Annotated in this window: 12 protein-coding genes; 4 read left to right on the plus strand and 8 right to left on the minus strand. The window is 58.8% G+C overall.

The features are described from left to right. Position 1 precedes the first annotated feature (1 nt). Genes HHL22_RS22430 through HHL22_RS22440 form a run of 3 tightly spaced genes read left to right on the plus strand, consistent with a single transcriptional unit; the run spans position 2 to position 5232 of the window. Positions 2–1378, plus strand: coding sequence for a restriction endonuclease subunit S (locus HHL22_RS22430; protein ID WP_169533670.1), 1377 nt, complete (start codon positions 2–4; stop codon positions 1376–1378). Positions 1379–1425: 47 nt separating this feature from the next. Then, positions 1426–4452, plus strand: a complete 3027-nt coding sequence (locus tag HHL22_RS22435; protein ID WP_169533671.1) for a type I restriction endonuclease subunit R — start codon at positions 1426–1428, stop codon at positions 4450–4452. Positions 4453–4500: 48 nt separating this feature from the next. Beyond that, complete coding sequence (locus HHL22_RS22440) at positions 4501–5232, plus strand: 3'-5' exonuclease (protein WP_169533708.1); 732 nt, start codon at positions 4501–4503, stop codon at positions 5230–5232. Here HHL22_RS22440 and HHL22_RS22445 read toward each other — a convergent pair whose 3' ends face one another. The 8 genes from HHL22_RS22445 to HHL22_RS22480 all read right to left on the minus strand — a co-directional run bounded on the left by HHL22_RS22445 (position 5233) and on the right by HHL22_RS22480 (position 11832). Beyond that, the gene (locus HHL22_RS22445) at positions 5233–6111 is read right to left on the minus strand and encodes an IS3 family transposase (RefSeq protein WP_169533672.1); all 879 of its coding nucleotides are present in this window, start codon (positions 6109–6111) and stop codon (positions 5233–5235) included. It abuts the gene before it with no gap. Then, positions 6108–6410, minus strand: a complete 303-nt coding sequence (locus HHL22_RS22450) for a transposase (RefSeq protein WP_169533673.1) — start codon at positions 6408–6410, stop codon at positions 6108–6110. Before HHL22_RS22450 ends, HHL22_RS22445 begins: the two co-directional genes overlap by 4 nt. 151 nt (positions 6411–6561) lie before the next feature. Continuing rightward, positions 6562–7134, minus strand: coding sequence for a DUF892 family protein (locus tag HHL22_RS22455; protein WP_169533674.1), 573 nt, complete (start codon positions 7132–7134; stop codon positions 6562–6564). A 77-nt stretch (positions 7135–7211) separates the two neighbouring features. Further along, positions 7212–7400 (minus strand): hypothetical protein, encoded by a 189-nt coding sequence (locus HHL22_RS22460; RefSeq protein ID WP_169533675.1) that lies wholly within the window; start codon positions 7398–7400, stop codon positions 7212–7214. Between the two features lie 272 nt (positions 7401–7672). Continuing rightward, positions 7673–8242: an AlbA family DNA-binding domain-containing protein gene (locus HHL22_RS22465; protein WP_169533676.1), complete on the minus strand. Its 570-nt coding sequence runs from the start codon at positions 8240–8242 to the stop codon at positions 7673–7675. A gap of 113 nt (positions 8243–8355) precedes the next feature. Beyond that, positions 8356–8937, minus strand: a complete 582-nt coding sequence (locus HHL22_RS22470) for a recombinase family protein (protein ID WP_169533677.1) — start codon at positions 8935–8937, stop codon at positions 8356–8358. Positions 8938–9041: 104 nt separating this feature from the next. Continuing rightward, on the minus strand, positions 9042–10460 hold the full coding sequence (locus HHL22_RS22475; protein ID WP_169533678.1) for a sensor histidine kinase: 1419 nt from the start codon (positions 10458–10460) through the stop codon (positions 9042–9044). Beyond that, on the minus strand, positions 10450–11832 hold the full coding sequence (locus HHL22_RS22480) for a sigma-54-dependent transcriptional regulator (protein WP_169533679.1): 1383 nt from the start codon (positions 11830–11832) through the stop codon (positions 10450–10452). Before HHL22_RS22480 ends, HHL22_RS22475 begins: the two co-directional genes overlap by 11 nt. A 303-nt stretch (positions 11833–12135) precedes the next feature. On the opposite strand from HHL22_RS22480, the gene HHL22_RS22485 reads away from it, so the two are divergent. Then, positions 12136–13404, plus strand: coding sequence for an efflux RND transporter periplasmic adaptor subunit (locus HHL22_RS22485; protein ID WP_169533680.1), 1269 nt, complete (start codon positions 12136–12138; stop codon positions 13402–13404). Positions 13405–13426: the final 22 nt, after the last annotated feature.

Below are 13426 nucleotides of genomic sequence, written 5' to 3' on the forward strand. Positions count from 1 at the left end.
GATGAAGAAATACGAGAACTATAAGTCCGTCGAGCTTGAGTGGCTGGGTAGCGTACCTGCTCATTGGGAAGTCAAAAAACTAAAGCATGTTGTTGGCTTGAATAGTGGCGATTCTATTACCGCAGAAACTATTCACCCAGAAGGCCCTTATCCTGTGTTTGGAGGTAATGGATTAAGAGGCTACACCGACTCCCTTACCCATGAAGGCCATTTCGTCTTGATTGGCAGGCAAGGTGCGCTATGTGGTAATATCAATTACGCACAGGGTGCTTTCTTCGCTTCTGAACATGCTTTAGTTGCTACACCTAAAGTTGAGTTTGCAACTACTTGGCTAGGCGAATTGCTACGGTCAATGAATCTAGGACAGTACTCTCAAGCTGCGGCGCAACCAGGGCTCTCAGCGGACCGTCTTCAAAAGCTAGCCATCCCTGTTCCTCCCCTACCCGAGCAACGCGCCATTGCCGCTTACCTCGACCACAAAACCACCCAACTCGACGCGCTGCTGGACCAAAAGGAAACACTGCTTCAGCTGCTGCAACAGAAGCGGCAGGCCCTCATCAACGAGGCCTTGACACAGGGGCTGGACCCGGGCGCCCCGCGCAAGCCGTCGGGAGTGGCATGGCTGGGTGACGTGCCAGCGCATTGGGAGGTAAAACGGTTGAAGCACTTGCTAAGCAATGATAAATACGCTATTAAAACAGGCCCATTTGGTTCTCAATTAAAAGCCGATGACCTTAGCGATGATGGAGAAATCAAAGTCGTTACACAGCGAAATGTACTTGATAATGACTTTGAAAAAGGGCTAAGTTTTGTATCAGAGGAAAAATTCGAAAGTCTTAAAAGCTTTTTAATTGACGCTGGAGATATTCTTTTCACAACTCGTGGGACTATCGGTAAAGCAGCCGTTATGCCCCTGCTATCTGAGCGCGCCATCTTGCATCCATGCTTAATTAAAGCGACTATTAATCATGATTTATTAAGCCAAGAATGGTTGTTAGCTTTTGTTAATGACAGCTCCTATTTTGTCGAAGGGGTTAAGATGGAAAGCAACTCAACAGTAATCGATGTTATCTATAGTGGCACTTTGAAAGAAGTTGTTCTGCCTATTCCTTCTCTTGAAGAGCAAAAGCAGATTATGCTGGAACTACATAAAAAGTCTAACATTTTGGATGAAGCAACAGCTGCCATTCTTACTCAAATCAAAACCCTGAAAGCCTACCGCCAGTCGCTGATTTTGGAAGTAGTGACGGGCAAGGTGGACGTGCGCACAGAAGCCAAGGCCCTAGCGGGCACAGCCTCTACCCCCTCGCCCACCAGGCAGGCTAGCCAGCCGGCCCCGGCGCGCCCGGTGGCGGTGGGGCAGCTTGGCTTGTTTTAGCGCAACCTTCATTCAGTTCCTCTCTCCCTACCTCCTAGCCCGCCCGCATGGCCACCACCGGCACCCAGGAAAAAGACCTGGAGCAACACATCGAAGACTACCTCACCGGCCAAGGCTATGAGCGGGTGGCGCCGCAGGGCTACGACCGGGCGCTGGGGCTGGTACCGGAAGAGGTGCTGGCTTTCATTCAGAAAACGCAGCTAGCGGCCTACAAAGCTCTGCAAGCGCAGTACGGCGCGAAGACGGACGAGCGCATCTTGCAGCGCCTAGCCAAGCAGGTGCAGGACAAGGGCCTGCTGCCGGTGCTGCGCGAGGGTCTGAAGGACAGCGGGCAAAAGCTGCACCTTGTGTACTTCCGACCCGCCAGCGGCCTCAACCCGGAGCACGAGGTGCTGTACCAGAAAAACCGCTTCGGGGTGCTGCGGCAGGTGCGCTACGCCACCGTGAAGAAGGATGCCGACAAGTCGGTGGACCTAGTGCTGACGCTGAATGGACTGCCACTGCTGACGGCCGAACTGAAAAACGCGCTGACGGGCCAGTACATCAGCGACGCCATCCGGCAGTACGAGGAAGACCGCAACTCGCAGGAGCCGCTGTTTCAGTACCGACGCTGTCTAGTACACTTTGCCGTGAGCACCGAGCTGGCGTACATGACCACCAGGCTCGATGGCAAGGCGACTCGCTTCCTACCCTTCAACCAGGACGTGAAGAACCCGGCCAACCCGGCGGGCTTTGCCACGGCCTACGTGTGGGAAGACGTGTGGGCCACGGATTCGCTGCTGGATTTGGTGCAGCACTTCGTATTTGAGCAAACCACCACCGAGCTGGTGTACAGCGAGGCCAAGGGCGAGCTGGTGGAGCAGAAAGCCACGCGGCTGCTGTTTCCGCGCTACCATCAGCGGCGGGCGGTGCGCCGGCTGCTGGCGGCGGTGCAGGCCGAGGGGGCGGGCGGGCGCTACCTCATCAAGCACTCAGCCGGCTCGGGCAAGAGCAATACGCTGTCGTGGCTGGCGCACCGGCTGGCGGGCTTCTACCAGCACCCCAGCGACGCGCAGCCGCTATTTGATTCGGTGATTGTGGTCACGGACCGCCGACTGCTGAACAAGCAGCTCAGCGATAATGTGAAGGGCTTTGAGCAAACTAAGGGGGTCGTGTTTCAGGTAAAGAACGAAACGCCCAGCAGCGAGCTGAAAGAGGCCATTGAGAGCGGGCGGCGGCTGATACTGACCACGCTGCAACGGTTTCCGGTGATATCGGCCACCATCGCGCAGGTGCCCGGCCGGCGCTACGCCGTGCTGATGGACGAGGCCCACAGCAGCCAGAGCGGCGAGGGGGCGCGTCACCTTAAAAAGGCCCTAAGCCTGGAGGAAGCTGAGCAAAACGAGGCCGACGAGCCCACCGTGGAAGACCTGGTGCTGGCCGATATTGCCAAGACTGGCCCGCAGCCGAACGTGTCGTTTTTCGCCTTCACAGCCACGCCCAAGAACAAGACCATCGAGCTGTTTGGCACCGCGCCGGCGGGCGGGGGCGAGAAGCGGCCGTTTGACGAGTACACTATGCGGCAGGCCATCGCGGAGGGCTTTATCCTAGACGTGCTAGGCTCCTACACCAGCTTTAAGCGCTACTACAAGCTGGCTACAAAGGCTACGGTAGCGGAAGACAAGGAGTACGAGAAAGGTCCGGCCGTGCGGCTGCTAAGCCAGTTCGTGGACCTGACCGACCACGCTATCGAGCTGAAAACCCGGCTGATGCTAGAGCACTTTCAGCAGCACACGCAGAAGGCCATGAAGGGCCGGGCGCGGGGCATGGTGGTGACCCGCTCGCGGCTGCACGCGGTGCGCTACAAGCGCAAGTTTGACCAGGTGATGAAGGAATTGAACCTGCCCTACCGGGCGCTGGTCGCGTTTTCGGGTACCGTCTCGGACTCTGAGACCGGGGAGGACTACACCGAAGTGGGCATGAATGGGCTGGACGGCAAAGCCAGCATTGAGGAAGCGCTGAAGCTGCCGCAGTACCGGCTGCTCATCGCGGCCAACAAGTTTCAGACTGGCTTCGATGAGCCGTTGCTACACACCATGTACGTGGACAAGAAACTGGGCGGCATCAGCACGGTGCAAACGCTGAGCCGCCTCAACCGCACTGCCAAGCATAAGGACAACACGCTGGTGCTCGACTTCGTGAATGACCCGGCGCAGGTGCAGGAGGACTTCCAAGGCTACTACGAGAACAACTTTATGGCCGAGGACCAGCAAACCGACCCGAATGCGCTGTACGACGTGCAGGACACGGTGCAGGCACTGGGCGTGGTGCGGGAGCAGGACCTGGACGGCTTTGCGGCCATCTACCTAAGCCAGCACGACAATATGCACCTGCTGCAGCCGATTCTGGATGGCTGCGTGGGACGCTTTCTGGGGCTGGAGGAGGCGGAGCAGGATGCCTTTCGGGCGGCGGCCAACGACTACGTGCGGCTGTACCGGTTTCTGAGTCAACTGCTCACGTTCAAGGACGTGGACCTGGCCAAGCTGTACTACCTGCTGAACCACCTAGTAAAGAAATTGCCGGTGGCCGGCTCGAAGCTGCCGCAGGAGGTGCTGAACGATGTGAAGCTGGATGCCTACAAGATTCACGAGCAGGGCACGCAGAAGCTGACCCTAGTCAGCGAAGACGGTGAGCTATACGGCCAGCAGCCGGGGGGCAGCGGTAATGGCAAGGAGGAGCAATACGACTACCTCTCGGCTATCATCAAAACGCTGAACAATACGTTTGGTATCGGCTTGACAGAAGAGGATTTGGAGGAATTTCAGAAGGTCAAGAAGTCAGTTGAAACGAACGCCAACCTGGCGAACTACTTCACGCCTCAAAATTCAGTACAGAATATAGAGTCTAAATTCAACGAAGTAGTGGATGAGGCTTTGCAGGCCTTAGTTGAATTTGGCATTGACCAATATAACCAGAAGCTAGACCTATTCAATAAATTAAGCGAGGATAAAGCCAACGCGCAGTTGAAGCGGCTGTGGTTTAAGCATCTGCTGGCGACGCGGCTAGGTGGGGCCGGAGCGCAAGCTAGCGTTTAACCAAGCGCCCAGCAATTTGGCAAAATTATTCCCTGCCTCACGCCTTCTATGTACTTAGTTTTCGACACCGAAACGACTGGGCTACCCGCCAGCTTCAGCGCCCCCCTAACAGACAGTGCCAACTGGCCGCGTTTGGTGGAGCTGGCCTGGGGTATCTATGAAGAAGATGGGCAAGAGCGCAGCACCGGGCAACTGCTGGTGCGGCCGGAAGGCTTCACTATTCCGGCGGAGGCAGTAAGGGTACACGGTATTACAACGGAAATGGCCAGCGCGCAGGGAGTTAGCTTGAGTGAGGTGCTGAAGCGAATGGCAGCGGCGGCTACTGACTGTCAATACGTGGTTGCACACAACCTGGAGTATGACCTCGCTATCATAGGAGCAGAACTACACCGACTGGGGAGGGCCGAGTTTGGGACGGGTAAGCAACTGGTTTGCACCATGCGCATGGGTACGGCAGCCGACAAGCGCAGTAGTAAGCCCCCTAAGCTGCATGAATTGCATACCACCTTATTTGCGGAGGAGATGACGGGAGCGCACCGGGCGGAGGCCGATGTAGCGGCCTGTGCCCGGTGCCTGTTTGCGCTGTTGCAGCGGGGGGTAGCGCTGCAAGCGCCGAACGCGCCGGTACAGCCGACGATGCCCCGACCAAAGCCAGCCCTACCGATGCTGGACCTGGACAACCGGGAGTTTCAGCTTGCGCTGGATTTAATTGAGAATACCAACCGAAGCATCTTTTTGACGGGTAAGGCGGAGACGGGTAAATCCACTGAGGTGGTCTAGCTAAGCCGCACAGAGTTGGGACGTAGTTTGAAATTGGGTTTTGAAGTGGTTGGGGGCAAGGTAGCTGAGGGCTGAATGCCGACGCTCATTATTATAATACGCCAGATAGTGACTGATTTCCAGCCGAGCTTCGGTAAGGTTGCGGAAGCTGCCGCCGTCGAGTAACTCGGTTTTGAGTCGGCTCCAAAACGATTCAGCGTGGGCATTATCGTAGCAGTTGCCGCGCCGGCTCATGCTCTGCACGGCTTGGTGACGAGTTACTAAGTCCTTAAAGTTGGTGGCCGAGTACTGGCTGCCCTGGTCGGAATGAACGACCAGCCCAGCTGGGGGATAGCGTACGGCCAACGCGCGGCGCAGCGCCTCGCTTACCAGCGCTTCGGGCATGGATTCGCGCACGTCCCAGCCCACGATTTTACGCGAGTAACGGTCGAGCCACGTAGCTAGATAGAGCCAGCCGCCGCCCTGTTTGGGCAAGTAGGTGATATCGCCCACCCAAACCTGGTTAGGCGCCGTGGGCGCAGGTTGGCCCAGCAATAAGTTCGGCGCGGCGCGTACACTGGGGTCGGAATTGGTGGTGCGGGGCACAAATGAGCGCGGTTGCTGCGCGCGCAGGCCCGCGGCCGCCAACGCCCGTCGAATGCGCCAACGGCCTACTTGGTAGCCTTGCGCGTGCAACTCGGCCCGCAGGCGACGCGTGCCGTAGCGCGCCGAATGCCACTTAAACTCTGCGCGGACAGCTACTTGCCAAGCTGGCTCCGGGGCAGGCAACTGCTGGCGCTGCCACGCATAGTACGCGCTAGCCGACACGCGTAGCGTCTGGCAAAGCTGGCGCACGGGTACGTGCGCCTGGCGCTGGGCGATGTAGCGGTAGGTGCTCACCGGGTCAGCTGGCCGAAGATGACCAAGGCTTTTTTTAAAATACCGAGCTCCTGCTCGGCCCGTTTGAGCTGGGCGCGCAGCTGGCGCACTTCCGGGTCGCGGGCCACTTCCACGCTGCCCACTTCGGCCACGAGCTTGGCCTCTTGCCAGCGATACAGCAGCTTAGGGCTAATGCCCAGCTGCCGGGCTGCGGCCTGCGTGCTACGGCTCTCTGAAGCCAAGCGCAGGGCTTCGGCTTTGAAAGCATCATCGTATTTGCGCCGTTTAACTGGCGTTTTCTTGCTCTTTTCTGCGCTCATGACTCAGGAAATATACGTCCTGCTTCTGTGCGCCTAGTCTAGACCACCTCACTCCATGAAAACCGCCCACTTAGCTGGCGTCCACTTGTCGAATCGGGGACAAGTGGACGCCAGCTAAGTGGGCGGTTTTTAGTTAACTTAACGCCCGCCTTTACGCTGCCGCAATGATTACTTGGTGCGCTAGCCTGGTAAAGTTGGCGTCTACTAGTAGTGTTTCGTCGATGGTTTGTTGCAACAAGTCAGCCGCCTCGCCGAAGCCTAACAGCTGAGCGTAGCTGCGCAGGGTGCCGTAGGTGGAAATATAGAGGTAGGCCGCTAGCTGACCCGAGGAAACCAGCTGCAAGTCAAGCGCCAACCCAGTCGCTTCGGCATTAGCCGCCTGGTTGTCGTCGATGATACCCTGCATGGCCTGGTCGGGCGCGGCGCCCGGCGGGAGGCCGGTACTGGCAAATACCTTCTCCAGCCGGAGCGCTTGGTTCAGGTTTGCTTCCACGCCTTGCTGCAACGTTTCGCGCAAGTCGGTATTAGTAGCCAAGTCGCGGTTGCGGGCGGCTTGCCCGGCCCCCTGGTGGTGCGCGGCCGAGAGGTGGTGCAGGCCCCTGGTCAGCAGCTGGCGCACGGCAGCCCGGGCCAAGTCGCTATCAGCCACGGCCAGCGCCGCGCCGCGCTGGTGGGCACCAACTACTTCCAGGCCTTTAGCGGCTAATTTCTCTAGTTGATTCATAGTACGTTAGCGTTAGTAAGAACGAAAAAAATGCTTGCCAAACCCGGTTACGGTTAAACCGGCTACGGTTAAATAAGTTACGGCAAATCCAGCACCGACTCGGTATGCGGGGCGTCGGCCTTGGTATTCACGAAGTGCTTCACCGGGTCGTCGTAGTCGGTCACAATCAATTGCTTGCCTTTCAGCAGCACTTCCGAGGGCTGGTCGAGCTTGCCACCCGCGCCATTCGTGTCGCCGTTGCGGGCTACTTGCAGCGTGCTGCACAAGCGCAGGAGAATAGTCGCGCTACCATTAGCTGGTTTGCTAGCGCCAGCTGGTCAAATTTCTACCAAACGGTACTATATTTTACTACTGGGGGTCGCACTAGAGTTCGAACAGAAAACCCCGTTAAGCCGCTTGCGGCAACAAAATGCGTTGCTGTAAAAGCTATCAGCCCTCTCTACAAGCAGTACGCGCGGCCATGGAGAGAGTATAAAACTGGGAATGGCTAATCACTTGCCTATTTCGTGTAAATTGCTAAATATTGATTAGTAGCATTTTACAGTTCAGTGCATTTCCTTAGCGGGGTTTTCTGTTCGAACTCAAGTGCGACCCCTAGCAGTGCCCGCACTTTAGCAAGGAGACCCGGCTTAAAATCCGTGAGTTGTAGGCGCGGAAAGATGCGTCCTTCTGAATAGTAATTGCTCTTGCGGGCGTAGAGCTGACTGATTCGCTCGTTGTCCACCACGCGAAAGTCGCCTTCATGCCCGCGGTCGAAGACTAAGCCGTCCGTGCGGTGGACCTGCGAGCTTTGCGGCACGTAGGCGTACAAGAGTATTGCTTCGCCGACCCGTACCTGCTCCAACTCCAATAGAAACGGCGGCTGCAGCTTCGTTGGGTTGTTACTCAAGGCTGCAAAATCCCGCTGCAAGTGGTCTGCCTCGGCTTCCTCCACGCCAGTCGGTGTGCCGTCGTTGCGAGCACCCAAAATCAGGTGTCCTCCTTGCCGATTCAAAAAAGCACACACGCTTTCAAATACATCGCGTGGTAGCCCCCGCCGCGCTTGTTTGAATTCAATGCTGATGCCCTCTCCTTGTCGAAGCAGCCGTTCTATGTTTTCCGCCGTCATCCCACAAAGTACGGATTGCTCGCGCAGCGGTGCAGCTCAAGCCGATAGTCTACATATTTGCGCCGCCGCAAGTAGAACGGGTAGAGTTAGAGCGGCGTGGTAGTTGTAGGAGGTTAAGCTACGTATTTTGCTATGGTACTGGCTGAGAGACGCAACTTCTTGCTAATGGCATAGTTAGAGATGCCAGTCGCTTTTAGCTCCCGTATATGCGCAATGACGGCAGCACTTTTGGCGGGCGGCCCTATCTGCACCCCTTCTGCCCTGCGTCGGGCCATGCCCGCCTTGGTGCGCTCGCTCAGTCGGATGCGTTCCTGCTTAGCCAGTGTGGCAAGAATAGAAATGATGGCCTCCTGAAAGAGCCCTACTGAATCCAAATACTGCTCCGTGAGTGACTTATAGCCCACGCCCCAGCCTTGCAACTGGTTCAGGTATTGCAAGGTGGGCAGCGCGCCCTCGCGGCTGAAGCGGTCTAAGCTCCAGAACAGTACCAAGTCAAAGCGCCGTCGGTGCGCATCGGCAAACAGCGCCTGAAATTCCGAGCGCTTGCCCGTGCCGCCCGACTCGTGCTCCACGTACTCCTTGTAGACGGTGTAGCCGTAGGCCTGCGCAAAGCGCCGCAGTTCGGGCAACTGATTCTCAGTGCTCTGACCTTTATCCTTGGTCGAGACACGAGCGTAAAGGGCGACGGTTGTCATGCCCTGAAGATACTCCAATAAGGGTCAGTGAAATACGCCCGAAAAAAGTGCCTTTACGCGCTGGAAATGCCCTTGTCAAAATACTCCAATAAGGGCCTCGTTACTCATTCCCGTTTTCCTGACACCTGATTAATAGGAAGACCGACTATCTCATTTTCGGTCTGGCCCCTGGCAAGCAATCGAGGGGGAAACCACAGTTGAAACGCACTACCTGCTCCCTCCACGGAATGAACCTGAATGCTGCCCTGGTGCAGCTGCATAATTTGCTTGGCTAGGCTCAATCCAATGCCGGAGCCGTTGGGGCGGGTGGTGAAAAAAGGAATAAAGATGTTGTCTAGCACGTCGGCAGGAATACCGCTCCCGTTGTCTTTTACCTCGATAATCACCCGCTCCTGCTCATCGGACCAGGCTAACAGGCTAAGGTGGGGGTCGGAAATTTGAGCGAGTGCCTGCGCCGCATTGAGTACTAGATTGATAAGCACTTGTTCCAGCAAGTGGCCATCGGCGTGCAGGGTGAGGTGCGCGGGCCGAACGCTGAAGGTAACCGTAATGCCTTGCGCGGCCAGTTGCTCCGCTAGTAGCTGTCGGGTGGCCTGGAGCAATTCCAGCACATGGAGAGTCGTGCGCTGCGGCGTGGCCAGGGTGCTAAAGTCCCGGTATACCTGGGTGAAGCGCAGCAGCCCTTCGCTGCGCTGCTGGATGATGTGAATGCCGGTGCCCACGTCGTCGAGCAACTCACCGGGAACTTCCTGTTGCCGGGCGCGCTGCACGTGGCGGCCCAGCGAATCAGCCAGCGAGGCAATGGGGGCAACTGAGTTCATGATTTCGTGCGTCATCACCCGCAGCAGTTGCTGCCAGGCGGCCGTTTCGGTGTCGGCCAGGGTCTGGCTCACGTTCTTGCAGGCGAGGAGGGTAAACGTCTCGCCGCGTAGCTTAAACTGCGTGGCCGACACGAGCAGCTGCACCGTTTGGGGACCTACCGTTAGCTTTACCACTACGGGCTGGCCAGGCACCGCCCGGCAGATAGCCTCATAGAGGACCGGCTGGCGGGCTTGCAGCGCCCGGATGTTTTTCAGGTACGGTAGCTGTAGCGTCTGCTTGAACGCCTCGTTCACCCAGGCTACGGTGCCCGCCACGTCGTAGGACACGATGCCCGTATCGAGCAGCGTCAGAATGGTTTGCAGATACTGAAACTGCCCTTCCCGCTCGGCTCGCAGCTCCCGAAACGTGGCGTTCACCTGGTTGAAGGCCTCGTGCAAGGGCCGCTGCGACGCCGGGACGGCCTGCGCCGGGTACTGCCGCGAAAAATCCCGGTACTTGACGGCCAGAGTGAAGTCGGCCAGCGCCTTGTGGCCGCGCGTCAGGTAGCGGGCCAGGTCCAGAATTAGTACTAACAGTAGCACCAGGGCTCCCAGGGCTAGCCCATAGGCGTGGTGCTGCGCGGCGTACCCGCCCCCGGCCAGCGTGGCCACCAGCAGTACCAACCGTCCCAGCAGGCGCACGTCTAGGCTATTAAATATCATGCTTGTCGAGCCGGCGGTAGAGGGCGGTGCGGGTAAGACCCAATTCCTTAGCTGCTTTGGTGAGGTTGCCTTGGTGGCGCGCAATGGCCTGCTGAATGGTATTTTTTTCCACTTCTAGCAGTTGGAGCGGATTCTCCGCGCTAGCTATAGCGGGCGCTGCCGTCGCAGAAGCAGCGGCCGATTCGGAGTTCCGAAACGGGGAATCGGCCGGGTGCAATACGGGGCCGGCCCCTAGGATAACGGCCCGCTCCACGGCGTGTTGCAGTTCCCGCACGTTGCCGGGCCAGGGGTGCTCCCGAAGCTTGCGCAGGGCAGCGGCACTGAATTCCGGCACGGGTTGCCGGTTGCAGGCGGCGTACACCTGCGCGAAGTGCTGGGCCAGCAGAGGCACGTCGTCGGCCCGTTCGCGCAGAGGGGGTAGGGTAATTTCGACCGTATTGAGGCGGTACATCAAGTCCTGGCGGAAAGCCCCGCGCGCCACCAGGGCGTGTAACGGGGCATTGGTGGCCGACAAGAGCCGGATATCCACCGGGACGGGGGTATTGCTCCCCACGGGCACCACTTGGCGGTTTTGCAGGGCCGTAAGCAGCTTGGCTTGCTGCGGCAGGGCAATGTTGCCAATCTCATCCAGAAACAAGGTGCCGCCGCTGGCCGCCTCAAACCGGCCCACGCGGCTGTTCTGGGCATCCGTGAACGCGCCCTTGGTGTGCCCGAACAGCTCGCTTTCAAACAACCCCTCGCTGAGCGCAGCCACGTCGGCAGCTACGAAGGGCCGGGCAGCACGGCGCGACTGCTCGTGCAGGGACTTGGCGACCAGTTCCTTGCCCGTACCGTTCTCGCCGAGCAGCAGCACGTTGGCTTCGGTCGGGGCGACCTTTTCAATGATGGCGCGCACTTCCTCCATGGCGGCTGACTCGCCCAGGAGCATGGTAGCCGCAGCCAGCCCGGCTGGTTTTTTCGGGCTGCCCTCGCTTTTGCTGCCGGGCTTGGGTTGGAGGGCGGCGGCCAGCGTTTGCAGCAGCTGGTCGTTGTGCCAGGGCTTGAGCAGGAAGTCGGTAGCCCCGGCTTTGAGGGCGCGCACGGCCGAGCGCACGTCGCCGTAGGCCGTAATCAGGATAACGGCCGTGGTGGGAGCGTGTTCCAAGATGCGGCTTAGCCAGTAGAAGCCCTCGTTACCCGTCGCCTGGCCACTGCGGTAGTTCATGTCGAGCAGCACGGCGTCGAAATGTTGCTGGCGGAGTAGAGAGAGCAGCAGCTCCGGGTTGCGCTCCATCACCACTTCCCGCACCTCGGTTTTCAGCAGCAGCTTGAGCGCGAATAGCACGTCGGGCTCGTCGTCTACCACCAGGATGCGGGCGTGTTTAAGATTCATGAAAAAGCGGCTAGGTAAAACGTAAAAGTCGGGGCTGGCAAGTACCCGCCCCATGCAGGCCACATAAACCGTGCTGGCCTTGGAAAATACTAATTTTCAGTTTACTAGGCTATTCACGACCCAGCAACAGCTTCGGACTGTATCAGAACCGAACGGTCAACTATATCAGAACCGGACGCTTAATGGCGGCTAATAAACAAGGTTTAGGCGCAGGCTATTGATTAGCAATGCGTTGCAATAAAGGCACCGTTCTTGGCATCTCTGGTCCATAGCTTTTTGCGGCTAGTGCCTGCGCTGAACCAAATGGATATTCTGATACCGAAAAAGAAATGGTCGTTTGTTGCCCGCTGGTGGTGGCTGGGGGTCCTGGTGCTGGCGGGCACGGGCGCGGCCGGCCTTTACTGGCCTAGGCCGGGCCAGCAGCTGCACGTCGCGGCCAGCCGGCTGACCATCAGCCCCGTTACGCGGGGCAATTTTCAGGAGTTTACGGCCATCGACGGGGTCGTGCAGCCGCTGCGCACCGTGTACCTGGACGCGGCGGAGGCCGGTACGGTGCAGCAAGTGCTGGTGGAAGAAGGCACGACCCTCACGGCGGGCCAGCCCCTGCTCCGGCTGGCCAACCCCGACCTGCAACTGGAAATGGTGAACCGCGAAACGGCCGTGTACGAGCTGATGAACAACCTGCGCAACACCCGCACCCAGCTGCTGCAAAACCGCATCCTGCGCCAAAACCAGTTGGCGGACATCGACTTCCAGCTGGCCGAGGCCCGGCGGGTGTTCAACACCAACAAAGTGCTCTACGACCAGAAGGTGATTGCGCGGCAGGACTACCTGCAAAGCCAAAACGCCTACCGCTACCAACTGCGCCGGCGGCAGCTCACGCAGCAGACCCTGCGCCAGGACTCAATAGCCATGCAGCAGCAGCTGGGCACCATGCAGGAATCGGTGCAGCGCATGACCAGCAACCTAGCCCTGATGCGGCGCCAGCTGGACGACCTATTGCTGCGGGCCCCAATCGGTGGGCGCCTCAGCTCGCTGGCGGCGGAAGTGGGCGAGGCCAAAACCCGGGGCCAGCGCCTGGGGCAGATTGATGCGCTGGCGGGCGTGAAACTACACGCCGCGGTGGACGAGTTTTACATTGCCCGCATCGCGGCCGGCCAGGTGGGCGAAGTGGTGGTGGATGGCCAGGCGTATGCCCTGCGCGTGACCAAAATCTACGCCCAAGTAACCAAAGGCCTGCAAATCGACCTGGCCTTTACCGGTACCCCGCCACCGGGCCTGCGGCGGGGCCAGACCTTGCCCATCCGGCTGGCGCTGAGTGCGAAGGCCCCGGCGGTGCTGCTGCCCAAAGGTGGCTTTTACCAGCAAACCGTGGGCAATTGGGCGTTCAAGCTAACGGCCGACGGCACCCGGGCCCAGCGGGTAGCCATCCGGCTAGGGCGGCAGAACCCCGACTACTACGAGGTGCTGGCGGGCCTGCAGCCCGGCGACCGGGTCGTGACGTCCAGTTACGAAGGCTACGCTGACCAACAAGAACTGGTGCTAGACAACCGCCAACCTGATGCCCCCTGACGGGTCGCCTCACGAGACCAGT

It is taken from the genome of Hymenobacter polaris (genome assembly GCF_012927305.1).
In the GTDB taxonomy this organism is placed as follows: Bacteria; Bacteroidota; Bacteroidia; order Cytophagales; family Hymenobacteraceae; genus Hymenobacter; species Hymenobacter polaris.

Bases quoted from the DNA above. Each gene is read 5' to 3' on its own strand.
- HHL22_RS22430 (WP_169533670.1), top strand. From the start codon at position 2: ATGAAGAAATACGAGAACTATAAGTCCGTCGAGCTTGAGTGGCTGGGT.
- HHL22_RS22435 (WP_169533671.1), top strand. From the start codon at position 1,426: ATGGCCACCACCGGCACCCAGGAAAAAGACCTGGAGCAACACATCGAA.
- HHL22_RS22440 (WP_169533708.1), top strand. From the start codon at position 4,501: ATGTACTTAGTTTTCGACACCGAAACGACTGGGCTACCCGCCAGCTTC.
- HHL22_RS22450 (WP_169533673.1), bottom strand. From the start codon at position 6,410: ATGAGCGCAGAAAAGAGCAAGAAAACGCCAGTTAAACGGCGCAAATAC.
- HHL22_RS22455 (WP_169533674.1), bottom strand. From the start codon at position 7,134: ATGAATCAACTAGAGAAATTAGCCGCTAAAGGCCTGGAAGTAGTTGGT.
- HHL22_RS22465 (WP_169533676.1), bottom strand. From the start codon at position 8,242: ATGACGGCGGAAAACATAGAACGGCTGCTTCGACAAGGAGAGGGCATC.
- HHL22_RS22470 (WP_169533677.1), bottom strand. From the start codon at position 8,937: ATGACAACCGTCGCCCTTTACGCTCGTGTCTCGACCAAGGATAAAGGT.
- HHL22_RS22475 (WP_169533678.1), bottom strand. From the start codon at position 10,460: ATGATATTTAATAGCCTAGACGTGCGCCTGCTGGGACGGTTGGTACTG.
- HHL22_RS22480 (WP_169533679.1), bottom strand. From the start codon at position 11,832: ATGAATCTTAAACACGCCCGCATCCTGGTGGTAGACGACGAGCCCGAC.
- HHL22_RS22485 (WP_169533680.1), top strand. From the start codon at position 12,136: ATGGATATTCTGATACCGAAAAAGAAATGGTCGTTTGTTGCCCGCTGG.